This window comes from Paenibacillus sp. J22R160 (genome assembly GCF_059692135.1).
Genome location: NZ_JCAUAU010000010.1, coordinates 1 through 23,173, shown reverse-complemented (window position 1 = coordinate 23,173; position 23,173 = coordinate 1). Strand labels below are relative to the sequence as shown.

General features: G+C 47.2%; 15 protein-coding genes and 1 pseudogene. 6 read left to right on the top strand and 10 right to left on the bottom strand.

The window, feature by feature from the left end:
* Nucleotides 1–4 precede the first annotated feature (4 nt).
* The 8 genes from AC58UW_RS19885 to AC58UW_RS19850 form a co-directional block, all read right to left on the bottom strand.
* Nucleotides 5–1,165, bottom strand: a complete 1,161-nt coding sequence (locus tag AC58UW_RS19885) for an ABC transporter permease (protein WP_497422347.1) — start codon at nucleotides 1,163–1,165, stop codon at nucleotides 5–7.
* Entirely contained in the window at nucleotides 1,162–2,160 is a 999-nt protein-coding gene (locus tag AC58UW_RS19880; RefSeq protein ID WP_497422346.1) for an ABC transporter permease, read from the bottom strand. The genes AC58UW_RS19885 and AC58UW_RS19880 overlap by 4 nt, the downstream gene beginning before the upstream one ends.
* A gap of 110 nt (nucleotides 2,161–2,270) precedes the next feature.
* Entirely contained in the window at nucleotides 2,271–4,232 is a 1,962-nt protein-coding gene (locus tag AC58UW_RS19875) for an ABC transporter substrate-binding protein (RefSeq protein ID WP_497422345.1), read from the bottom strand.
* A gap of 677 nt (nucleotides 4,233–4,909) precedes the next feature.
* The gene (locus tag AC58UW_RS19870; protein ID WP_497422344.1) at nucleotides 4,910–5,080 is read right to left on the bottom strand and encodes a hypothetical protein; all 171 of its coding nucleotides are present in this window, start codon (nucleotides 5,078–5,080) and stop codon (nucleotides 4,910–4,912) included.
* A 204-nt stretch (nucleotides 5,081–5,284) separates the two neighbouring features.
* On the bottom strand, nucleotides 5,285–6,145 hold the full coding sequence (locus AC58UW_RS19865) for an AraC family transcriptional regulator (RefSeq protein WP_497422343.1): 861 nt from the start codon (nucleotides 6,143–6,145) through the stop codon (nucleotides 5,285–5,287).
* 271 nt (nucleotides 6,146–6,416) lie between these two features.
* Nucleotides 6,417–7,229 (bottom strand): MBL fold metallo-hydrolase, encoded by an 813-nt coding sequence (locus AC58UW_RS19860; RefSeq protein WP_497422342.1) that lies wholly within the window; start codon nucleotides 7,227–7,229, stop codon nucleotides 6,417–6,419.
* A 4-nt stretch (nucleotides 7,230–7,233) separates the two neighbouring features.
* Entirely contained in the window at nucleotides 7,234–8,136 is a 903-nt protein-coding gene (locus AC58UW_RS19855) for an SMP-30/gluconolactonase/LRE family protein (RefSeq protein WP_497422341.1), read from the bottom strand.
* A gap of 136 nt (nucleotides 8,137–8,272) precedes the next feature.
* A complete protein-coding gene (locus AC58UW_RS19850; RefSeq protein ID WP_497422340.1) occupies nucleotides 8,273–12,175 on the bottom strand; it encodes a polysaccharide lyase family 8 super-sandwich domain-containing protein in 3,903 nt (1,300 codons plus the stop codon).
* A gap of 323 nt (nucleotides 12,176–12,498) precedes the next feature.
* Between AC58UW_RS19850 and AC58UW_RS19845 the strand changes: the two genes are divergently transcribed.
* Both AC58UW_RS19845 and AC58UW_RS19840 read left to right on the top strand, forming a co-directional pair.
* On the top strand, nucleotides 12,499–13,650 hold the full coding sequence (locus tag AC58UW_RS19845) for an MFS transporter (RefSeq protein ID WP_497422339.1): 1,152 nt from the start codon (nucleotides 12,499–12,501) through the stop codon (nucleotides 13,648–13,650).
* Between the two features lie 48 nt (nucleotides 13,651–13,698).
* Nucleotides 13,699–14,478 carry a 3'-5' exonuclease gene (locus AC58UW_RS19840; protein ID WP_497422338.1) on the top strand — a complete coding sequence of 260 codons (780 nt, stop codon included), beginning with the start codon at nucleotides 13,699–13,701 and terminating at the stop codon, nucleotides 14,476–14,478.
* Nucleotides 14,479–14,586: 108 nt separating this feature from the next.
* Here AC58UW_RS19840 and AC58UW_RS19835 read toward each other — a convergent pair whose 3' ends face one another.
* Both AC58UW_RS19835 and AC58UW_RS19830 read right to left on the bottom strand, forming a co-directional pair.
* Complete coding sequence (locus AC58UW_RS19835; protein ID WP_497422337.1) at nucleotides 14,587–14,964, bottom strand: hypothetical protein; 378 nt, start codon at nucleotides 14,962–14,964, stop codon at nucleotides 14,587–14,589.
* 96 nt (nucleotides 14,965–15,060) lie between these two features.
* Entirely contained in the window at nucleotides 15,061–15,753 is a 693-nt protein-coding gene (locus AC58UW_RS19830; RefSeq protein ID WP_497422336.1) for a polysaccharide deacetylase family protein, read from the bottom strand.
* Nucleotides 15,754–15,880: 127 nt separating this feature from the next.
* Between AC58UW_RS19830 and AC58UW_RS19825 the strand changes: the two genes are divergently transcribed.
* From AC58UW_RS19825 to AC58UW_RS19810, 4 genes and pseudogenes are all read left to right on the top strand, one after another.
* Nucleotides 15,881–17,449 (top strand): SWIM zinc finger family protein, encoded by a 1,569-nt coding sequence (locus tag AC58UW_RS19825; protein ID WP_497422335.1) that lies wholly within the window; start codon nucleotides 15,881–15,883, stop codon nucleotides 17,447–17,449.
* Complete coding sequence (locus AC58UW_RS19820) at nucleotides 17,446–20,358, top strand: DEAD/DEAH box helicase (RefSeq protein WP_497422334.1); 2,913 nt, start codon at nucleotides 17,446–17,448, stop codon at nucleotides 20,356–20,358. The genes AC58UW_RS19825 and AC58UW_RS19820 overlap by 4 nt, the downstream gene beginning before the upstream one ends.
* A gap of 22 nt (nucleotides 20,359–20,380) precedes the next feature.
* Nucleotides 20,381–21,692, top strand: a pseudogene (gene uraA / locus AC58UW_RS19815) (uracil permease).
* Between the two features lie 301 nt (nucleotides 21,693–21,993).
* On the top strand, nucleotides 21,994–22,851 hold the full coding sequence (locus tag AC58UW_RS19810) for an AraC family transcriptional regulator (protein ID WP_497422333.1): 858 nt from the start codon (nucleotides 21,994–21,996) through the stop codon (nucleotides 22,849–22,851).
* The last annotated feature ends 322 nt before the right edge of the window (nucleotides 22,852–23,173 follow it).

Below are 23,173 nucleotides of genomic sequence, written 5' to 3'. Positions count from 1 at the left end.
CCTCCTATTTGTATGGATCTGCCGCATCGCGCAGGCCGTCCCCAAGGAAATTAAACATTAAGACCGTCATGATAATGAATGCCGCCGGCCACAGCAGCCAGGGGTGATGGGCTAGTGTTTCCAAGTTTTGAGCATCCTGCAGCAGCACTCCCCAGCTTACAACCGGCGCTTGAAGCCCGATCCCAAGGAAGCTTAATGCGGTCTCTCCCAGAATCGTGCCGGGGATCGAAAGCGTCACATTCACGATGATGTAGCTGGCGAAGGACGGCAGCAAATGCTTGCGAATGATGCGGAAATCACTTGCTCCCGCAAGTCTGGCCGCCATTGTGAAATCCTCTTCACGCAGAGACAGTATTTTCCCCCGCACAACGCGAGCAAGTCCAGTCCAGCCAATGATGGAGAAGATGAGAATCAGTCCGAAATACGTTTGCAGCGCTGACCAATCTCTTGGTAATGCAGCTGTCAGCGCCATCCAAAGCGGAATGGTTGGAATACAGATGAGCAAATCAATCGTTCGTTGAATGATAGTGTCCATCACACCGCCCAGATAACCGGATATTCCGCCAAGCACTAATCCCAAAATGAGGGTTACAACGATACCCAGCAGTCCGAAAGAGAGCGAAATTCTAGCTCCATAAATGATTCTGGACAGCAGGTCATGACCCAACTTATCCGTCCCCATCAAAATAAGCGCATCCTTTGGATTTTTCAAACCAAACAAATGACGTTCCATTGGGATTAACCCCCAAAGCTTATACGGCTCTCCTTTTGTGAAAAAGAATATCTCAAACTTCTTCGCCGGATCTTCGGAAAACGTACGTTTAAACGTATTTGGATCGACCTTCTCGCTCATTCCGTAGACAAACGGTCTAAGCTGAAATCCGTTATTCGGATCGACAAAATGAATTTTCTGCGGTGCTGCGTTCTTATAATCGGAGTACCTCGCATCCTGCAGCGTAGGCGCCAGAAATTCACAGAAAACCGCCACCAGATAAAATAAGATCAGCACAACCGCTGAGAAAACGGCCATTTTGTGCTTGATGAATTTCCACCACATCAGCTGCCACTGGGAAGCGACCTCGTATTGATTATCTGCTCCGACTCGATTCCGGTTGTTCACTTTGGTCTTCCGAAACCGATTCGCAATCGTCGTTATCGCACTCATTCTGCCACACCCCCGAAGCGTATTCTAGGGTCAACGAACGCTAGCAAAATATCGGATAGCAACGTCCCGATGACCGTCATCACGCTAAGAATCAACAGGAAGCTTCCCGTTAAATACACGTCCTGGAACATCAAAGCTTTGAGCAGCATCGGCCCCGTTGTTTGCAAGTTCAGCACGATCGAGACGATGGCTTCACCTGAAATAAGCGCCGGAAGTGTCCAGCCGATGGTCGAAATCAGCGGATTGATTGCTAATCGAACCGGATATTTGAACAGCAGCTTGCCTTCAGGAACACCCTTGGCTCTAGCGGTAATGACATACTGCTTCGACAACTCATCCAGCAGCATCCCACGTGTAATGCGGATCAGCGATGCTGTTCCCGACATTCCGATAACCACCACGGGGATAATGAGCCTTGGCAGCATATTCATAATTTTGTCCATACTCCAAGGGGCATCCACGTATTGGGCTGAGAACAGACCTGTGATCGAAACGCCTGTTTGCGCGAAAATGACATACACAATTATCAAGGCAATGAGAAATCCTGGCATTGCCAGACCAATGAAGCCTATAAACGTAAACACATAGTCAAGTGCCGAATATTGATGCGTCGCTGAATAAATCCCAATTGGAATCGCGATCAGCCACACGAAGATTAGGCAAATGAGCGATATGATAACTGTCAACGCCAGTCTTGGACCAATGACTTCTGTCACAGGCTGATTCCATTGAAAGGAACGACCTAAGTCACCGTGAAGGATAATATTTTTGATCCAAATGATGTATTGAATAATTAATGATTTATCTAACCCGTAAAGCTGTTGGAGGTTAATGACCGTACTTTCTGAAACCGCTGTTCCGGACTGCTTTAATGTGGCAATATACTGTGTCAAAAAATCCCCAGGTGGAAGCTGAATGATTACAAAAACAATAATACTAATGGCAACAAGCAGCGGGATAAGCTGCAACAGCCGATAGGAGATATAATTCAGCATGTGATTCCTCCTTCCAAAAATGTAACCTGTCTCTGAACGAACTGTGGAGCCCGGATCAAACGACCTGCCGCCGTCCGGGCTCGACTAGTTCCTGTTCATTTATTTAACCGTTATTTACCAAAGAAGAACTGCTCGCCGCTGAAGTTCGCGCCGATCGCAAAGCTGGTGTCATTCGGAATGTTGTGCAGCTTCGCATTAACGATTAGAGGCTGCTTCACTTCCGTAATCGGAATGAAATAGTACACTTTGTCTTTCATCACTTGTTTAATTTCAGCCACTTTTTTCTTTGCATCTTCCGGTTTCGCAGCTGCGGCGTCGTTGATCATTTTGTATAGGTTCTTGATGTCTGCAGGCGGCTCTTGACCGTTCTTACCGCCTGAAGTACGCCAGAGATCCCATTGTGCTCCCCAAAGCTGCGTACCCCAATCGCCCATGTACCAGAGTGGTGTATGTGTCCAAATCATGGTTGCTTGCAATTCATTATTCGTATTTCGGGTCGTCCAGAGCGTTTGGTCGATCGTTTTCATCGTGACGTTCAGACCGAGCTGCTTCCACATCTCCACGATCAATTGCGTCAACGGCACGATATCCGGTGCTTGTGCTCCAACTTCGAACGGAATCGTGAACACTTTGCCATCCGGTCCAAGACGTTTGCCGTCTGCTCCTTTAGTGAGACCCATCTCATCAAGCAATTTATTCGCAGCAGCCAGATCAAACGTCGGATCTTCGATGCTGCCTGGTTTCGCAAAGCCATAGTAGATTGTGTCGATGATCTCTTTGCGGTTCAACGCCAGACTTAGTGCTTTGCGGAAGCGAACATCCTGAACAACTTTTTGCCAGTTTGGATCGTTGAACGTTTCGTTCAGGAAAATATCCGTTGGCGTAACGTGCATGTTAGCCAGCAATGCTTTGTAGCCGTTTTTCTCATTTTCACGATAAAGCGGCATTTTGATCAAAGCTGCTGACTCCCTGGAGAAGTCGACTTCGCCAGAAATCGTTTTCAAACCAACCATCTCAATATCCTGCACGAGCGTACTTTGGATGCTGTCGATGTACGGCAGTTGATTGCCTGCAGTATCTACTTTGAAGTAATAAGGGTTGCGCTCGTATGTTGTTAAGCTTTCTGTCGTTTTGGTCATCATCCACGGATAAAGCACAGGGAATCCAACGGCTTTCTTGTTCGCAAGTTCCCAGTTCGTAATATCTTTATCATTAAAAAGATTGAACCATTCGCCAGGTTGGAAGCCTCCTTCTTTAATCAACGGCTCGAGTTTATCCATCGGTGTGTATTTTTTGTGGAACTGTTTGAGGTAATGCGCCGGACGGATAAGCTCTGTATATCCGCGCCAGCCTTGAATAGCGAAGCGGATTAGGATACCGCCGTACGGACGGTCAAAAGTTAGCTTGAAGTTCAGATCATCGATAACTTCGAGTTTCATAGGAGCCGCATCAGCTTCACCGCCGCCACGCAGCCATACAGGAAAGATTGGCGTCAGCTCAGGATCGTTCAAAATATCCTCAACCGTAAATCTGACGTCCTCCGTTGTAACCGGCTTACCGTCAGACCATTTCATCCCTTTGCGCATGGAGAAAGTGAATGTTTTTTGATCATCACTGACTTTGTAATCTTTGAGCACGTTACCTGTGATCGTGTCGCCCAAAATACCAGGCGTGTTCAGCAGCGGTTCATTGCTCATGACGAAAACGTCAGCATCCCAGTTCGGAGCCGATGTAACCGTTCTCAATACACCGCCGAACGTACCGACTTCGTATTTCATTTGGCTCTCCGGTATTTCATTCGTGAATTTATAATCGCTTGGCAAGCGATCTTTCACGGGTGGCAGCCCTTTGGACGCCAAAACCGGCGAATCCTTAAAGTCTGTCAATTGCGCAGGCTGTCCGCCCCCACCGTCAGGTGCTTTTGTTGGTTCCGGCGCTTTCGTTGCTTGTACCGCAGCAGTCGTTGGCGCTGGAGTTGTCGAAGCTGGACTGTCTTGACACCCCCCAAGTACAAGCGTCAACATGAGTGCTGAAACCAGGAGTAAAATAATCGACTTCCTCCTTGACTTCATTTGCAACCCTCCGATTTCCTAAAATGTTTTTGAGTTTGTGGACTCATCCTCATTGTTATGGAGATTGCCCCTAATTATCAACCTTATTTTCTGAAAATTCACTATCTTCACTAAACTCACTACTCATCGTTAAGATCCGACAAGATTAGACCGATTCGGCTCTTTGCGTATAAAATGTAATCGCTACCAATTTGTTCTCGACATCATTTGCGGCTATGAAAAATTAAAATAGGCCGCCTCAGTATGAAGGCGGCCTTGAGGAAAAAACTGGACTTCGGGGCTGAGTCAGGTAATTGCAAAGAAAGTCCCACAAAGTCAAAAAAGTAAAATAAGTCAAAACACCACTTGGTGGTTGGGCTTTGTGGGATTGGTCCATTGGACGAAATCCAATGAACACAGTGATTTGAGGGCTCGATTAGCGATCTTATTGGATGAAATCCAATGAGATCGCTAAATCGTGGTGCTGTAGCGCCGGATATGGCAGTTACATTGGATTTCGTCCAATGTAATGAGCCATTTAGGTGCTTCATTGGGGTTTTCATTGGAAATTGTCCAATGAGCACGCTAACTCTCGCGGTGGTGCTCGATCCACGCGAGTCCCTTCGCTGTAACGCTGTTTTTCACCGCTAACGTGTGCTGAACACTCCAATTGACTGCTGTAACGCTGTAAAACATGCTTAACTATCGCGGAAGTCCCCCGAATCTGCGGGTCCCTTCGCTGTAACGCTGTTTTTCACCGCTAACGCGTGCTGAACGTTCCAATTGACTGCTGTAACGATGTTTTTCAGCGTTAACGTGCGCGACTCGCTCCCAACGGATGACTTAAACTCATAAAACTCGCTTATCACTCACCGGTCTTCCAGCATCCATCCCCCACAACCAACCCCAAGCACAAAAAGCCCACTCCAAAAAACGGAGCAGGCCATAAGTCCCTTTTACCATATTAAGCGTTTACAAATTTTATTCTTTGTCATTCCTTTTACTCATTCATCCATCTTATCTGTACTTGCTCTTACTCACTTATTCCTCTTAGCCGCTCTTCAAGCACACGCTCACATCTGCTTCCTGAGCTGCTGAGGCGTCATGCCCAAAGTTTGCTTAAACAGGCGGAAAAACTGCGTTTTATCCTCATAACCGACACTTCGTCCGATGGATTCGACAGAATCCTTCGTTTCCAGCAGCATCCGCTTCGCTTCGCGCAGCCTGACGTCGTGAACGTATTCCGTGAAGGTGAACCCCAGGCAATCTTTGAACATTTTACTCAAATAATAGGGGGAATAAAAACTCTCGCGTGCCAAATCATTCAGCGTAATATGCCCCGCATAATGCTCCTCGATATAGGACAACAACTGTGGGAGCATGTGATACGCCGTACGCAATTCCGAGTTATGTAGGTTTTCTTGCATCGATCTGAGCATCCGTGTCAATAACAGGGTCGCATAGCCGTGAAGCATAGCTAAGTAGCCGCTCTTTTTACCGCTATATTCCGTGTACATCGTTTCGAGAAGCTGCTCGACCTCAATCATGCTTTTCCCCCTGAACGTGACGTGTGGCGAAGGATTGGCGAGTGAGGACTTGAACTCCTGAAACAACTTGAGCGGGAGAAACTCGGAAGCGCTTTCGGTTGTATGCAGACGATTGCTTAAAAACTCAGGATCAAGCAAGATGTTCATATACTGCATGTTCTTCTGAATTTCAAACGAGTGCCGATCCCCGACATTCATGAATAAAAAATCCCCGCGCTGGACGGCAAATGACTTCCCATTTACTTGATGGTAGCCGGCTCCTTGCCAGATATAGACCAGCTCGATAAAGTTATGCGTGTGCTCCGGCTCATTCGCCTGTTGATGAAGCTTGTAAAGCGCGATTTTCTCAGTCTGCTGGATAAAATCAACGGATTGGTACATTTTCATCTGAACAACACTCCATTCATAATGGTCATGTTAGCAGCTGTTTGGTGCGTACCAGCCTCTTTAGCATATCACGAAATATGCGATATCTGTAGATGAAGATGTGCTTAGTTGCAATAGCCTAATGGCCTATTTTCATCGTTCTGTCGTGTCGAAAGCTCTGGAACCAAGGCCCCTTAGCGTTAAACTCCGACACTTAGAGGCCCTATTCACGGTTCCTTTTTGTTTCTCTTTCAGATCCTCGTTCTTGATCTCGCTTTCAGATCCTCGTTACCTATTTCACTTTCGTATACAAAAGCGTCTCACCTGGTTGAAAAATATGAAACTTTTGCCCCAGATGCTTCTGAAACAGCCGCTCCACGAAAGGTGAAATACCTTCACTATTATTAGGATACATATCGAAGTGAACAGGCACCACGATGTCAAATTGAAGATAAGCAGCCAAATCTGCCGCTTCCAAAGCGTTCATATTGCCAACGACGCCAAGTCTGTTGCGGAAAATATCCCGGCCATTAATCGGCAGGAAGCCTACATCAATAGTATAGCCCGACAACGCTTTAACCAGCTCATCCGTGAGCAGCGTATCGCCTGCATGATAGAGACAAAGGTTGTCCCATTTTATCATGTAGCCTACATAATGGTCCCAGCCCTCTTCATCCTGCACACGCTCTTCATGCCACGCCGGTATCGGTTGAATGTTCAGCCCAGCGGCGAACTCCCAAGCTTCATGAATACCTAGCGCCTGCAGCCGATTTGGGGCAATCCCCATCGCCTCTAGCGCTGGCAAGCAAACCTTAGGAGCACCGAATCGGCAACTCGGAGATGCCTCCGCTATAGCCCGAAGCGTCCCCGGATCCATATGATCCATATGTTCGTGCGTACAAAGCACAAGATCCAGATCCGTCAATGACTCAGGTTTCACCGGTGGTGCGTACCTTCTCACCCAGAACCCTTCGGGAGATCCGCCGAGTTGATCGACAGAACCTGTCAAATACGGGTCAATCGCTATGGCCATGTCGTTTTTTCGCAAAATAACGCCAACCTGTCCAATATACTGAATGGTTAGCTGATTAAGTTCTATTGACATAAGATTACTCCTTTTGCTCTATGTAAGGTGCACCGAATGCATGCGTCTTCGTTCCTTTAACACCAGGCTTGACAGCAAAAACACCTCCAGCGTGAGGCTGATCTCCTGCTTTTTCGTCCTCCAGCCCTTTTCGTGCGCTCGTTATGTATAAAGTGTCCAGCTCATCTCCGCCAAATATACAGGAGGTCACTTTCGCTGCGGGGACCGCGATGCTCTCCAGCTTAGTGCCTGTTCGAGGATTCCAACGCGACACCTGCCAGCCATCCCAGTGAGCAATCCACAGCATCCCTTCTGCATCGATCGTCATACCATCTGGAAATCCTTGTTCACTAGCGAAATCGATCAATGTTCTAGGACGGCTAATTTCTCCTTTTTCCGCGTCAAAATCAAAAGCTAACACCTGTTTTCTCATCGAATCAATATAGTACATCTCTTTTTCGTCAAGACGCCAGGCAATCCCGTTGGATACACCCACGCCCTCGTGAACCTTGCGGCAGCTATAGTCTGTTTCAAGCACATAGAGGGAGCCTGTCGCCCCTTTTTCAATGATTTCCATCGTTCCCGCCCAAAATCGGCCATGACTATCACATTTCCCATCATTAAATCGATTGAAGGGTAAATGTGCTTCTGGATCAACGAGAGGCTTCAAAGTGTGCTGCTGCATGTGGTAGGATTGAAAACCGGATTGCGTCGCCAAAACGACCTCATCGTTCCCGGCACAAACAACTGCTCCTACATATTCTCCAACAAGAAATGATTCATTTTGACCGGTCTCCGGATAAAACCTGCAAAACTTTTCTCCTAGAATATCTACCCAATAGAGCGCTTTCTCATCTTCATTCCAGCATGGCCCTTCTCCTAGCGTAGCTTTAGCATCCAGGACAAGCTGCACGTTCTTCGAACCCATTAGACATCAACTCCTCTTCCGTTATTGTAAACCGTCCTCGTACGAATTGGAAGAAGCATAAATGCCTTTCCGCAAAAAAAGAAAGGGCTTTCCTTCAGCCACCTTCATGACTTTTAGGAAAACCCTTCTATGAACTTTATGCTTTCAAAAATGAAATGGCATTCAGCAAAAATCCTGCAAAATTGCTGTCGATTTTTTTACCTGACTGAGCTCGAACATACTGTTCGATGGCATTTAACGCCATTTTGACACCTTTGTCATCCTTGTGCTTTTGTAAAGCCTCCACCAGCATCAACAAGCTGTTATAAATGCCTTGATTCGTAATCCAACCTTGTTGATAGGCATAACGAACCGCTTCATCCAAATGCATGACATCCATGTGCACTCTCAGCACATCGTTCACGACCGCTTCATTCCCGGCAGCATCCGTTGCCGTCACGTTGACTTGATGCTCACCGATACGAAGCGAGAACGGTTTGTACGTATAGGGATGGCTAACGCTAACACCGTCAAGTCTGACAGACTTGGCAACCACACCACTTCCTTCATCGCTCATGTTGAAGTTTAAACTTCCGCCATCCGTCCAATAAACGTCCATCGTGACCGTAGGCGAGATTGCTGGCGCCTTCGTATCGATTTTGACTTCAACCGTTTTGACTGACTCTTGGTTACCAGCTTGATCAACACTGTAATAACGAATTTGATGCACGCCATCCTCAGAAACCGGCACCACACTCCCTTCCGTAAAGGTACCGTTATCGAGGCTGTACATTGTTGTTTGTACGCCGGTGTCGGCATCGTTTGCCGTCAATGTCACCGTTTGCGCCGAGCGCTGCCACCCTGATTTCGCGTCATCTGTCGTTACTGGTGCTGCGTTGTCCTTCTTGAAGGTAATGACATGCGTCTTACCAAACGAGCCCGCAACCTGGATATTCAGCTTTAAGACAGGAGAAGCTTGCTGCACCGAAATCGTGCTATCACCGCTAACGAACTGCAAGCCCGTTTTATTCAGTTCAAGTGAAATCATGCTCTGCGCTTGTGTTGGATCAGATACCGCGATGGAAAGCTCGGTCTCTGATTCCTTCACCATGACGGATGCCGGATTGCTGGAGGTAATGCCTCCCACGGAACCCGGGTTCCAGAAATTAGCTGCTGTAAGGCCTAGCTGCTTCTCTTTCACTGCATGCACATCGGCCGTATTGCTTAAAATTTCAACATTCGGCGATTGGCTGTATGCCTCTGTTGCGGCAGCATCCTTGTGTGGCAGCATGACATAGGCATAGGAAGCATTCGTCGGGTTATGCCCGTGTTCGAAAGCCAAGCTTAAATAATTACGCGTAATCGGCGTATTCAATTGTCCGCTGTTAATCTCTTGCCAGCTTCCCGTTCTCGCTTCACGCAAGCCGTAGACGCTTGCAGCCTCTGGGAAATAATAGCCGATGTCTGAATTGGCTGCATTACCAGCTACATGAGCCCAGTTCACATCATTTAGCGTTCCAGACCATCCAAGTTGATTCGATTGAACAGAACCATTGATCGTCAGTGCATTGTCTCCGGCATCACCCAGTTTCCGATTATCGATGATCGTTTCAACTGGCGCATTCGCAGCTGAGCTCTTCGAAATTCCTGCTCCTAAAGCGACGATTTCGTCATCGAACATGAACCACGATTTTTTGCCTTGCAGGTTGCTTCCCGTCACTTTATCCATGGAAAAGTCCATGCCTGCTGCACCATAAAGGCCGTCTATGGAGGAGCCGCCTACCCAATTTTTGGCGTTCATGTACGAGGTCCACTCGCCTGGGGTCACGCCTTTCCCCGACTGATCCGTCGTTGTACCTGGCAAACGGAAGGAATCCACAGTCGGCCAGAAATCATTGCGGTACTGGTTAAGATCCTGATCGTATAGGAACGTCATCCCGATTCCCGTGTACCAGCCTTTAAGATTTTCGTTATTCCCTTTTTCAAAAGCAGAAATCCGGTTCGAAAAAAGGCTTAATCCAAAGCCATATCCGTCGCGCAAATGAACCACACGATCCATACCGGCAAATACTTGATTGCGTTTCAACTCTCCTCTGGGCAGGATAGACGAATCGTTCATCAACTCTTTAATCAGCGTCAACTCATAAATCGGCAGTCCATCCACATAATTCGCATAGGTCGTATCGGTCAAAATCCATTCCTTTGCCATCCGTTTAATCGAAAGCGCAACGTCTGCCGGTGCTCCTTCAGCCAAGCGAAGCAAGGTGGTAATCGTACTTCTTGCGCTGCCCGATGCTTGTCTGGAAATACCTCGGCCATTCACCATATCCATGTAAAGTCCTTTGTAAATCACAGGTTCGAACGTGTCTGAGACCCATTTGTACACATTGTTAACGTCAGGATCCGTTACAGGCCAAGGGGAGCCATTCAGGACGTACGTCATATCAGCAGCTCGACTAAGCCATACAGCGCCATAACCTGCTGTGTAGGCAATATTCGTATGCTGCACTAATGAACCGTCTATGTATACACCGTCTCCATGATTGGCATAAACAAATTCGGGACCAATCGGGTCGCGACCTTGCGTAATTTTCGCGCTGTTATTGCCGATGATGCCCCGCATTGTAACAACAAGCGCTTTGTCCAGCAGATTTGCGCCAGTTTCAACAACATTGTTGAGCGTACGTTTTTTTGGATCAGGAACAAATCGGTCGATGGCTTTCATATGTTTCGTAATCTGAGAGGGTGTCAAATGTTCATACATCAACACGAGAATATCATTCATAATTTGCGGAGCGCCGATTTCCCAGTCCCACCAGTTGCCGTACTCGGTTTTGGATTCGTTGTAACGGTTAGCGTTCAGCCAATCCAGCGTCTTTAAAATGTCAGCTTTAAGCGCTTCATTATGATATAAGCTCGAGCCTTTGAGCGTATAGGCAAGCGTCATCGTCCTCAATCTCGCGTACGAAGTCGTGACTTGCGCCGAATCCGTCGTGCTGGCAAGGTCATCCCAGACAAGCGTTCGGTCCGCGGACTTGTTCAGCGTATCCCAGAAGCCGGTCGCACTTACATTCGTTACGCTATCGGCAATTTTCGCCAGGTTGGCGGAAATATCAGGATCAGCGGGATCATAATTCGTGCCGCCTGTCAGTTTATTGAACCATTTGGCCCGCATCTGTGCGTAAGATTGAAATAGCTCTGCAGATTCAATATTAACGAGACATTGCGCCTTAATCGTGCCATCTGGCGTCGCCACTGTAATTGTAGCGGAGCCTAACCCCACACCGGTTACATTACCGTTGTTATCCACAGCCGCCACACCCGGGTTCGTTGAGCTCCAAGTCACCGTTTTGTCCGCCGCATTCGCTGGAACGAACGTTGGAGCTAGCGCTGCTGATGCCCCCTGGGCCATAGAAAATGCGCTTTGATCCAATGTAATTCCTGTAACTCCGTTATATTCCTCCAAACTCATATCGTCAAACCATACCTTCCCTTTGCCGGTTTCAAGAAACGGCTCGATCACCAGCTTCGTGACATTAGCCGGAATCGTCATAAAAACCTGCTGCATCGTCCAATCCTTCGTACCGAGTAATTTGGCAGACGCGGGGCCGTCACCGACTTTGCTAGTGTTATAATACTGTGTTCTAAAATAGGCGCCAGTCCCCGTGACGTTCTCGGTTTTCACCCATACCTTTAGTCTGTAGGATTTGCCTGGCGTAACCGTCAACACGCTCTGGTTGACAGAAACTCGGCTTGTTGCAAATGCATCAAACAAAATAGATTTGCTCCCTTCATGAAAGGTGGTTGCGTCTAAGGAGACATTCACCGTTTGATTTGGCGCTTTGCCGCTCCCTGTTGGAATCCATAAGCCCCATCCGACCGGGGCAGGAGTTGTGACGCCGTTCCAGCTCGCATCCAGTGTCGTTGTTGTTTGTTCGAAACTGCCATTGTTCATTAAGTTGACAGCAGCAGCCTCCGCTTTATGATAAGCGCTTTCATAAATAGGGACAAAGGATACAAGCAGACTCGAAACCATACTGACCGATAGTACTTTTTTCATTTTTCCCATAACGATCACCTCATCGACATATTTTCATGCAAGAAAACGATTTCCAGGAGATAGTTTGTACTGGCTTTATTAGCTTAAAAGACACAGATCTACCTAAGCAATCTTCAATTCTTGCAATTGGTTATATAAAAAATGCCGATTCATGATGATAAAAAAAGCCGACATAGCAAAAAAAGCCTATCCGAGCAAACACCTCACTAACGGCATCATTCGCTCCTGAGACATTTTTCTTTTTGGAATCTTTCATGCATCATGATAGAATGTAGTTTTACAGCAAACATAAGCTAATTTCAACTAGGAAGGTTACGGTCATCATGAGTTCTTCAAATCTTTTACGTTCGTTTAATTTTTTGTACTTTGCCCTGCTTGCCATGTTCGTTTCATTTCTGCCTGTTTATCTAGATGCCCAAGGGCTTCCTGCGACCAAAATTGGTCTGATCATTGGTACAGGAGGAATTATAACCATCTTCTCACAGCCACTTTGGGGCATGATCAGTGACAGGACCAGAACTATCAAGAAGGTTATGTTGGTTCTATTAGTATGTTCAAGCCTTGTAGGGTATTTTTTATATACCTCCAATAGCTTTATTGTGCTGCTTCTGTTTACGATGTTTTTGTACTTTTTCCTAATGCCGCTAGATCCGCTGACCGAAAGCCTGAACTTCCAAACAGCGGAAGCAAACGGAGTTAGTTATGGTTCCATACGAACTTTCGGCGCAATCGGCTATGCCGTTATGTCTTTGGCTGTTGGGTACGCGATTCAATATTTAGGTTTGAACAGTTTAGGCTACCTTTTCGGAGGGATTGGCATCATCAGCCTAGTCATTTGTTTAACACTTCCAGATGCGCCAGTGACTGGTAAGCCAATCACGTTAAAAAGCTTACGTAATTTCCTAGGAAATAAAGAGACAATTTGGTTTATGGTGTTAATCTTTATTGTTGCCGTTCCACAAAGAATTAATGATACATTTTTAGGCGTATATATACGAAAATTAGGCGGCAGTCCAGACTTGATCGGACAAGCTTGGTTTTTAGCGGCAGGAAGTGAAATTCTTGTCTTTGCGTTAAGTTTCTGGTGGCTGCGTAAAGGGAAGGAACTCGCAATCATTGCTTTCTCTGCTTTCTTTTACTTCATTCGCTTTCTATTGTCCTCATGGATTACGGAACCTCATGCACTTGTTTACTTGCAACTTTTGCAAACCTTCACTTTTCCAATCTTTTATTCCGCGGCGATCCAATATTTATACCGTATTGTACCTGAGGAGTGGAGAGCGACTGGTCAAACTGTTCTTGCTCTGCTGTTCTTCGGCGTATCCGGTATTGTGGCTTCGTATCTGGGCGGATGGTTCTATGAAAGCTTCGGCGGTCAAACGCTTTACTTATGGATTTCCATCATGTCCTTTATCGGACTGCTGTTCAGCCTGGTCCTTAGCGCAATTTATGGAAAAGCCAAGATGGCAGCCTAAACATTTTCTGCTAAAATGATAGGAATAGATAGAACGGGGGCAAGCATCATGGACTACATTATTTTGGATATAGAGTTTAACGGCCGAAAGTTTGCGAGCGATTTACCCATGGAAGTCATCGAGATTGGGGCTGTACGCCTTAATGACTCCCTTGAGCCAGTCGATGAGTTCTCATCTCTGATCAAGCCGGTTTATTTCTCAAAATTGAACGGTTTTATTAAAAAGAAAACAGGCATTCCGCAAGAGGACATTGATAGCGCCGCTGGCTTTCGCAGTGTCATTACGGATTTCATCGACTGGCTGAACCGGAGTGATGCTTTCCTGCTCGTTACTTGGGGCGGAGAAGATTTGAAACGTATTGTTTTCGATACGAGAATGCATAAATTGGATGATGCGTACTGGATGAATGCCAACTATTATGATCTATTGAAAGGCTTTATCCGCTACAAAAATGTAACGAATGATGTCAGTGTCGAGGCCGCCCTGCTTGATTTGCAAATCGAGGCTGAAGGCTCCGCTCACAGAGCGCTGGATGATGCGCGGATGACGTCGCTCGTGTTCAAAGCGATCTTTCAAGAGCTTGATTTCGAGCGGATTCAGCAATATGTAGACGTCTACAGCAATGCGAAGGAAAGACGACTTCTGAAGACAGCTATCCGCTCTATTACGGCCCAGAAGATCGTTCCTACCTGGGAGCTTGTTGTGGAACAGTATTTTAAGGATAAAATGGCACTTACCGATCCAAGGAAAATTACAGAGCTGCAAGCTCTGTTTGAAGCAGAAATGGTCAAGGGGCCGCAGGTTGTGAAAAAGACGCCTGTTCAGTAATGTGCGGGGGTGCGTGGCGGGATGCGCGGCGGACTGAGCCTCCCTCCCCACCACCAAAAAAAGCCAATCCACTTGACACGTTTTCACATGTCTTGGATTGGCTTTTCATTATAGCTGATCAACGCCTAAGCGATTTTTGAAAGCAAGTGACGGAAATAAGTCGCGCTCGCTGCGCTGAGACTCATTTTGTTGAATGGCCTGTAACTTACCTGTCAATTCAAGGAACCACATTTCGTCTCTCACGGCGAGGGCAACATCGATCAAACTTCTCACTTGCTCTTCTATATCAAGCGACCTTGCCGGTAACTTTTTAACATCTTGGTTACTGACTTCAATGACTTTACCAATCGTCGATTCACGGTCGGATGCAATCACGTAAATGCGAGTCAAACCTCCAAGCACATCCATGGATTCTACATACCCATGTAACATTTCATCTTGATTCGTAGTGGCTGTAACCCAATCACTGATTTGATAGTTCATCATCCAGCACCGCCTTTAGCGTTATTTGTAATCACAAGCTATACTGTAATTATAAATGTTACAGTATCATTTGTCAATGTGGCTCATGCTGAATGAACATTATCTATTTTGTAGGTCATTGACAGTCACAAAGGTATAGCCTTCTTTCGTCAAAGCATCTAAGATACCTTCAATCGCAAGAAGCTCCGACTTATCGTACATAGGATGCAGCAGAATGATAGAGCCCGGCTTAGTGTGTTGAATGACTTCAACTACTTTCTCAGACGCTGCGCTGAAATTCGTATCCGGTTCCAGATTCCACATGATCGTTTGAATATGCTGCTTATGTAAATAATAAGGTAACCCAATCAACTTCTTACCGTTTGGCGGCCGGAAATCAATTTCTCCTTCGTAACCCGTCTCTCGTATCAGCTTATTTGTTTTCTCGATTTCTTCGCGGATGAAAGACGGCCTTTTGAAAACCATTCGTTGATGTGAATACGTATGATTCCCGATCTGATGGCCAGCTTTGGCGATCTGCTGCCCTGCTTCTCTATTTTTCTCAAGCTCGCTTCCTATTAGAAAAAAAGTAGCCTTTGCTTGATATTTACCCAACAGGGATAAAATTGAAGCGGTTTGTGCTGTTGGACCGTCATCAAACGTTAACGCCACAACTTTTTCATTCGTCGCAACATGACTGGTTAGCCCGCCGAAGACTTGAAAATTTCGAGCATTCATCCATTTCCATATGCCAAACAATAGAAGAATAACGGTCATTAGTCCTATTCCAATTATGACTATTCTTTTTCTCATTTATTCACCCACCTTTCCTTTTTTTCAAAAAAACAATTTAAACAAGAAACAAAATTTACAATATTAGCTTCACTATTTATACTAATAAGGTTATTAGATACTCTATTCATTAGCAAGGAGCCTTCCTATGAGTACTTCTACTGTTTTAAATGATGAAGAGTGGTTGAAGCTGCTCGAATATGTGGCTGAAGCCTATACAGACGTAACCCTTTCCAGAGGGTTCACCTATTTTAAACAAGGTCAAGTTGTCTCACTGAGCATATCTGATGCTCGTCTGGTTCAAGCCAAAGTCGATGGCTCCGAAGCTTATCGTGTTTCGCTGAATCTAAATAAGTTCAAAGATGGCAGCTGCACATGCCCGGTTCATGGCGTTTGCAAGCACCAAGCCGCTGTCATGATGGAGCTTGCAGACCGTCTTGGATATCCAGCCACCCAAATTATGAATGCAAAAATGCAGCTCAAACGCGCGGCATCACAAGCTACCTCGGAATCCGCCATTCTGAAATTGCCGTCCATGCCGGTTAGCGGCTGGCAGCAGTTTCTGGATCAATACACGGTCTCCATAAAGCCGACCTATGACCAAGGCATTTACGCTCAGCAGCTGCGCAGTCATTTAAGTACGTTAACGCAGGTTGCTATTCCTTTTTCGGACCAGGATCGGGGATTTTTTGAACTGCATCAAACGTTATTCCTTCTAAGAAAAATAAAAGGGCAGAATACGCAGAGCGGGACGAGTTTCTTTACGTCTTCAGCGATCTACAAGATTTACGATGATATTCTGACCTGGCTGAAAGAGCACGCTTCCCAGTTAGCTCTCTCCGAGTCCAGCGAGCGCCTTGAGACGACATTCGCATATCTCAGAACGCAGCTGGCTGATCAGCAAGGGCATAGTTATCAAGATTTTGGCGTGTACGCTGCACTTTGGAACGAATGGTTGACCTCAGGAAATGCTGAAGCTTTATCCTACGCCCCTAAGGAAGTTGAGGCGATTGATGCATGGATAGCAGATAGCTCTGCCTCCAAGCCATCACTTTCAGCCGCGAAAGCTTACATACACCTATTGATGTCACAAACGAAGACAGCTTGGGCAGCATTGGAGGAAGGGCCATCCTTCAAAGACACGCCTCCCTATCTTTTCGTTACTTTCTTCGACCAGCTGCAAGAATCCTTCAAATGGAAGGAACTTGTAGATTGGTTAACCAAAACGGCGGTCTTCTTCAACAATCCGCGAACCCGTGAGCTCGACACCTACGCGAGTTATTGGCAAAAAGCTGTCGCTCATTATCCAGAGGCAGAGGATTTGATGTGGAAAGCATTTGAGAGTCTCCTGCCGCGTTCTTACTTTCTCATTGAAAATGTTCTCTACGAGCAAGGCAAATGGAAGGCTTGGCTCGAAATGCAGATCCTTCAGGGCCACGATCCGCTCTTTCACCGGGTCAGTGTGCTTCAGCCTATCGAAAAAGAAGCGCCGCAACTGCTTCTGCCCTATTACCATCAAGCCGTGAACCATTACGTTGGTTTGAAAAACCGTCACGACTATAAGGCAGCTGTCAGACTATTGAAAAGGCTCGAAAAAGTATACAAGAAAATGAAGCAGCCTGACCACTGGGAAACGTTCTTTGCCGGATTCGTTGAACGACACAGCAGACTGCGGGCGCTGCAAGAGGAACTTAGGAAAGGAAAGCTGCTCGGATGAACGCAATATTGCATGATTTACAAGTGAGCATGACACTAACTGACAGCGGCGATGCTTTATTCTGGGGATTCCTTGACGACCGCGATGTACCTGGCGACAAGCTGCGGAATCTGATGTTCGCTTGGCATAAACCCTCTTATTACGGCACCGCTTTGGACCTGCAGCAGGCTGGTGACATCTCAGTCGTCGTGCTTCCTGCGGATATGGTGCTTCTCTTCTTCACCGATCCTGAATTCATGGAGATCCTGCGCTTTGAAGATGGAAATGAAGGCATGAAGGCGATGCGCGAGGTCGCGCCGCTTCTCTATCAAGAAGCGCAAGCTGGCCGCTATGTACCTAGCTTGCACGATTTCCACAACGGAAAGCTGGGTTGGACTTGGGATGCCGAATCCGATGCGTTGAAATCGTTCGATTGGGCAGCATTTCAAAGCCTTGATGCTCTTGGTCAAGGTCTAGCCGGGCTGCGCGCGGCGTTCTCTGCCGTTATCACCGCAGAGCATTACGCTAGCGAAGCTGCGATTTCCGACCTTCGCCGGGACTACCCCGCGTTGTTCCAACGGTCATCTTCGCCAGTCTCGCTGACGGAAGAAGAATGGCTCGCTTCCTTAGGATGGCGTCCCGACACGGCTCCGTTCCGCCCTGCGCTGCAGCTGCTCGAGCCGGATGAAGAGGACGACACGTGGCGACTTCGTCTTGTCCTGCAGGACAAGACGGATCGCTCCGTGCTCGCGCCAATTCGTCTTGCTGCGGACGGAACCGCAGCAGGAACTTGGGACAGCACCTGGAGTCCTTATGTGCTGGAACGGTCTGCCGGCTGGGCTGCAAGGCTAGCCGAACCTCTGCCCAGCGGAAGCAGCGGCGTTGAGCTCTTGTCTAGTCCGCTAGACGATGAATCGGCTTGGACATTCTTAACGACAGACAGCCGTCACTTACTAGACGGCGGTTGGAACGTTATGCTGCCTGGCTGGTGGGAGGCTGCCTCCAAGCGAAAGCCGCGGCTGCGCGCGAAGGTATCCTCCGAGGCTGGAGGCAAGGGGCAGTCGCTTTTCGGGCTGAACGCCTTAGTCGACTTCGACTGGCGAATCGCCATTGGGGAGGCGGATCTAAGCGAAGCCGAATTCGCTGCGCTGCTCTCTCGCAATGAGCGCCTCATTCGCTTCCGCGGCCAGTGGGTCTATCTAGACCCCGCTCTGCTTGAGCAAATTCGCAGACTGATGTCCAGCGTTGACCCGCAAGAAGGTTTATCCTTGCTGGATATTTTCCAACTTCACCTGCTTAATGAATCGGAGAAAGAGAATTCACCTAAGGGCAGTGCATCTCCTGAAGATGACGCTGAGAATGAAGAACGAATCAAGCTGGAAGTTGAGTTAAACGCACATCTGATGAAGCTTGTGCGTCAGCTTGCACAACCGTCAGAACTGCAGGAGATCCCTGTTCCTGCTGGTTTGCGCGCTGAACTGCGCAGCTATCAACATGAAGGTTTCACATGGTTAACCTATTTAAGAAAGTTCGGGCTTGGCGCCTGCCTTGCCGATGATATGGGACTTGGGAAAACCATTCAATTTATCACCTATTTACTGCATCACCAAGCAGAATCCGAGCAGCCTGCTCTGCTGATCTGCCCTACCTCTGTACTCGGCAATTGGCAGAAGGAGCTGGTCCGTTTTGCCCCGGAGCTCAGAGTCCTGCTGTATTACGGCAAAGGCCGATTAAGCGGCGAAGCGCTTTCTGAAGCTTTGAAGGACACTGATATCGTACTGACATCTTACACGACTGCTCTCATGGAACAAGAAACGCTGCAAGAGACGGTATGGAGCTCCCTTTGCCTAGATGAAGCGCAAAATATTAAGAACGCCCAGAACAAACAGTCTGCCGCCGTTCGTTCACTAAAAGCCAAACATCGAATCGCCCTGACAGGCACACCGATCGAAAATCGGTTGTCTGAGCTGTGGTCGATCTATGACTTCCTGAATCCTGGATATTTGGGGAATCAGCGTGGCTTCCAGCATCGTTTCGCGAATCCGATCGAGAAACACCAAGACGAGGAGCGGACGATGCAGCTCCAGAAGCTCGTCAAACCTTTTATGCTGCGCCGGAAAAAGAAAGACCCTGCTATCCAGCTCGATTTGCCGGATAAGCAGGAGATGAAGGTCTACTTGAACTTGACCGCCGAGCAAGGCGCTCTATATGAGCAAGCGGTCAAAAACCTCATGGAGCGCATGCAAAAGCTGGAAGGCATGGAGCGCAAAGGCGCGATCCTCTCTGCGCTAACACAGCTTAAGCAGCTTTGCGACCATCCGGTTCTGCTGACCAAAGAGGCTCCCCTCTCCGAGGAGAGCTTGCTTGATGAAGACAGCCGGGAAGGCTTCATCTCACGCTCAGCGAAGCTGGAAAGGCTCGCAGCGATGGTTGGCGAGCTGCGGGATGAAGGCGACTCCTGCCTGATCTTCACGCAGTACGTCAGCATGGGTAAGCTGCTGGTTGATATTTTGAGGGCACAGCGGGACGAACCCGTGTTGTACCTGAACGGCAGCACGCCGAAGCAAGAACGCGACAAAATGATTGACAAGTTCCAAGCCGCAGATGGGCCTGGTATCTTTATTCTGTCGCTGAAAGCAGGCGGTGTCGGTCTCAATTTGACCGCCGCAAACCACGTGTTCCATTTTGACCGTTGGTGGAATCCAGCTGTAGAAAACCAAGCGACTGACCGCGCCTACCGGATGGGACAGACACGGAATGTGCAAGTGCACAAATTCATCTCACTGGGCACGCTGGAAGAGAAAATCGACGAAATGCTCGAGAGCAAAATGAGTCTGAGCGAAAATGTGATTTCCACCTCCGAAGCGTGGATTACCGAGCTCTCTAATGAAGAGCTTCATGATCTATTTGCTCTGCGAAAAGATTGGTAAGGGTTACCGGCGAACATATTTTATGATAAGATATCGAACGAGAAGAAACAGAAAGGGAGTTATTACCGTGTCTCGTATCATTCAAGTTGATGAACGCCCCTCCTTAGGCGAAAGCATTCCCCTCAGCTTACAGCATTTATTTGCGATGTTTGGCTCCACCGTGCTTGTACCCATTCTATTTCATGTCGATCCAGCTACGATATTATTGATGAATGGGATCGGTACCCTGCTCTATATTTTCATTACTAGAGGAAAAATTCCCGCTTTCTTGGGATCAAGCTTCGCTTTCCTTTCGCCTGTTTTCGTCGTCCTCGGTCAAAAGGGCTATAGTGCGGCACTAGGCGGGTTTCTCGTTGTCGGTCTAATCTTTACGATCATCGCATTATTAATTCGCTTCGTAGGAACACGCTGGATTGACGTTGTCTTCCCGCCTGCCGCGAGGCGCTATCGTGTCTGTAATCGGGCTAGAATTAGTACCTACAGCCGCCTCTATGGCTGGCATTATCGCTCCTGCCGATGCCAAGGAAGCTTGGGTTCCCGATATGACCGTGATCACGGTATCTATTTTCACCTTATTAATAGGCGTGGTTGGCTCCATCGTATTTCGAGGGCTATTGAAAGTCATCCCTATTCTAGTGGCTATCATCCTTGGCTACTTGCTTGCGGCATTTCTCGGCTTAGTACATATTCAAGAAACCTTGAGCGCTGCTCAGTGGCTTAAGCTGCCGACCTTCTACTCACCAACGTTTGATTGGGCTAGTATATTCATCATCGCTCCTGCAGCACTTGTTGTTATAGCAGAGCATATCGGCCACTTGATCGTAACCAGCAATATGGTGGGGAAAGATTTATCCAAAGATCCAGGTCTAAGCAGATCCTTACTTGGAAACGGGATCTCCACGATGTTATCTTCTTTGGTTGGATCGACGCCAAATACAACGTACGGTGAAAATATCGGCGTTATGGCGATTAGCCGTGTCTACTCGGTTTGGGTCATTGGCGGAGCAGCGATCCTGGCGGTTATTCTCTCTTTTGTGGGGAAAATCTCGGCCTTGATTCAAACGATTCCAACGGCTGTCATGGGAGGCGTTTCCATGCTGTTGTTCGGCATCATCGCCGCTTCCGGTATTCGGATGCTCGTGGAGACGAAAGTTGATTATTCCAAACCTATTAATCTGATTCTGACAACGACGGTTCTTGTCATCGGTCTTAGCGGGGCAACGTTGAAGCTGGGGCATTTTGAATTGAAGGGCATGGCGCTGGCCACGATTGTTGCTATTGTGCTTAGCCTGTTTTTCAAACTGCTGGATAAGTTAAAGCTAACGAACGAGTAATTGATGTGCATACGAGGGTCTTATTCCTGATAAAGGGAACTAGAGTCCGCTATTTGTTTAAGATCAGGCGCCTTTAGCCGTGAATGGGAACTACGGGGTCTTATTTTCGATCAAAAACGAGCCTTTGGCATCTAAATGACGGAATAGCGGAATGTAGTTCCCTTTAGTTTGCCAAATGCCCCAAAATGTGTGGAATAGCGGATCCTAGTTCCCTATGTCGATTCGAAAGGATCAAGGTAAGCTATATCACCGTCATGCTCGTAAAGGTGATGCCCGAATATTCGTGAAAGGAATATAGGCTATGAAGAACGGAATGAACGCGAGTGAACGCACGTTCTGGAAGAAGTACCTTGCCAAAGCAAAGCCGGATTTATCCTACGCGGCATATACCAAAGTCCAGAAATCTTGGACAGATGAGAATCCCGCCTGTCCGTTTAACCGACTTTATTTTATACGCGAAGGTGAAGGCTATGTTAGGATTGGGGATCAGACCTACTATCCGAAGCCTGGGGAGCTCTATTTGCTTCCAGCCGGCAGCGACCAAGCTTATGGTACGATAAGCGACAATACCTTCGGGAAATACTGGTGTCATTTTTCCGCCAAAATCGGGGATTTGGATTTGTTTCAAATTTTGCAAACCTCCCCTTGCTTAAAGGTTCAGGACCCAGAAGAGCTGGTGAAAGCCTTTGAACAGTTGATTGCTTACAGCCAGAGCGATAGCATAACCTCAGAGTTCCGTGCCTACTCGATTCTGATGATGTTTATTGCCGATTTTATTGAACAAAATCAATCCGTCAAGCTCAACCTGACCTCCACGCCTACTTTTGAGAAAATGAATAAAGTCCTGCTGTACATGGAACAGCATATTGCCGAGAATGTGTCCGTGGATACACTATCTCGCATTGCGCATTACCATCCTAATTATTTTATCAATGCTTTCAAGCAATTTACCGGCTACTCGCCTATCCAATACATGAATCATCTGCGTTCAGAAAAAGCCAAAGATTTGCTTATGACGACGGAATTGAACGTTTCGCAAATCGCTGACGCGCTAGGGATGGAGTTATCGTATTTTTCCCGCATGTTCCGGGAGCAAACGGGATTTAAACCGACGGCTTTCCGTGATTTGAGGCCAAAAACCACTGAAAAAAGCCCGTAAAGAAAAAAGCGGGGCTTTCCCAAAAGTCATGTAATGACCGATGGAGCGCCCCTTTTTTTGAACGTATGGGACAGATTCTTTAAAATAAAGGGAAATATTCCTGTTATTTCATGCAATAACATAGCTTCTGTATGAATAAATGGAATTTCTCCTGTTAATGGAGACGATTGTGCAAGAAAGCAGGGGTGTCCGAGCAAATTAACGGGAGTTTTGCAGCTAGAATAAAGAGTGGACACCTCAATAAGAGAATTCGATAATGAATATATCAGGAGGTGTTCCCATGGGTGAACAACGGAAACGTTATAATGAAGAATTCAAAAAG

Excerpts from the sequence above, each read along its gene's own strand:
- AC58UW_RS19840 (WP_497422338.1), top strand. The coding sequence starts at position 13,699 with ATGGACTACATTATTTTGGATATAGAGTTTAACGGCCGAAAGTTTGCG.
- AC58UW_RS19810 (WP_497422333.1), top strand. The coding sequence starts at position 21,994 with ATGAAGAACGGAATGAACGCGAGTGAACGCACGTTCTGGAAGAAGTAC.
- AC58UW_RS19835 (WP_497422337.1), bottom strand. The coding sequence starts at position 14,964 with ATGATGAACTATCAAATCAGTGATTGGGTTACAGCCACTACGAATCAA.
- AC58UW_RS19850 (WP_497422340.1), bottom strand. The coding sequence starts at position 12,175 with ATGAAAAAAGTACTATCGGTCAGTATGGTTTCGAGTCTGCTTGTATCC.
- AC58UW_RS19825 (WP_497422335.1), top strand. The coding sequence starts at position 15,881 with ATGAGTACTTCTACTGTTTTAAATGATGAAGAGTGGTTGAAGCTGCTC.
- AC58UW_RS19885 (WP_497422347.1), bottom strand. The coding sequence starts at position 1,165 with ATGAGTGCGATAACGACGATTGCGAATCGGTTTCGGAAGACCAAAGTG.
- AC58UW_RS19865 (WP_497422343.1), bottom strand. The coding sequence starts at position 6,145 with ATGAAAATGTACCAATCCGTTGATTTTATCCAGCAGACTGAGAAAATC.
- AC58UW_RS19845 (WP_497422339.1), top strand. The coding sequence starts at position 12,499 with ATGAGTTCTTCAAATCTTTTACGTTCGTTTAATTTTTTGTACTTTGCC.
- AC58UW_RS19820 (WP_497422334.1), top strand. The coding sequence starts at position 17,446 with ATGAACGCAATATTGCATGATTTACAAGTGAGCATGACACTAACTGAC.
- AC58UW_RS19875 (WP_497422345.1), bottom strand. The coding sequence starts at position 4,232 with ATGAAGTCAAGGAGGAAGTCGATTATTTTACTCCTGGTTTCAGCACTC.
- AC58UW_RS19880 (WP_497422346.1), bottom strand. The coding sequence starts at position 2,160 with ATGCTGAATTATATCTCCTATCGGCTGTTGCAGCTTATCCCGCTGCTT.
- AC58UW_RS19855 (WP_497422341.1), bottom strand. The coding sequence starts at position 8,136 with ATGGGTTCGAAGAACGTGCAGCTTGTCCTGGATGCTAAAGCTACGCTA.
- AC58UW_RS19830 (WP_497422336.1), bottom strand. The coding sequence starts at position 15,753 with ATGAGAAAAAGAATAGTCATAATTGGAATAGGACTAATGACCGTTATT.
- AC58UW_RS19860 (WP_497422342.1), bottom strand. The coding sequence starts at position 7,229 with ATGTCAATAGAACTTAATCAGCTAACCATTCAGTATATTGGACAGGTT.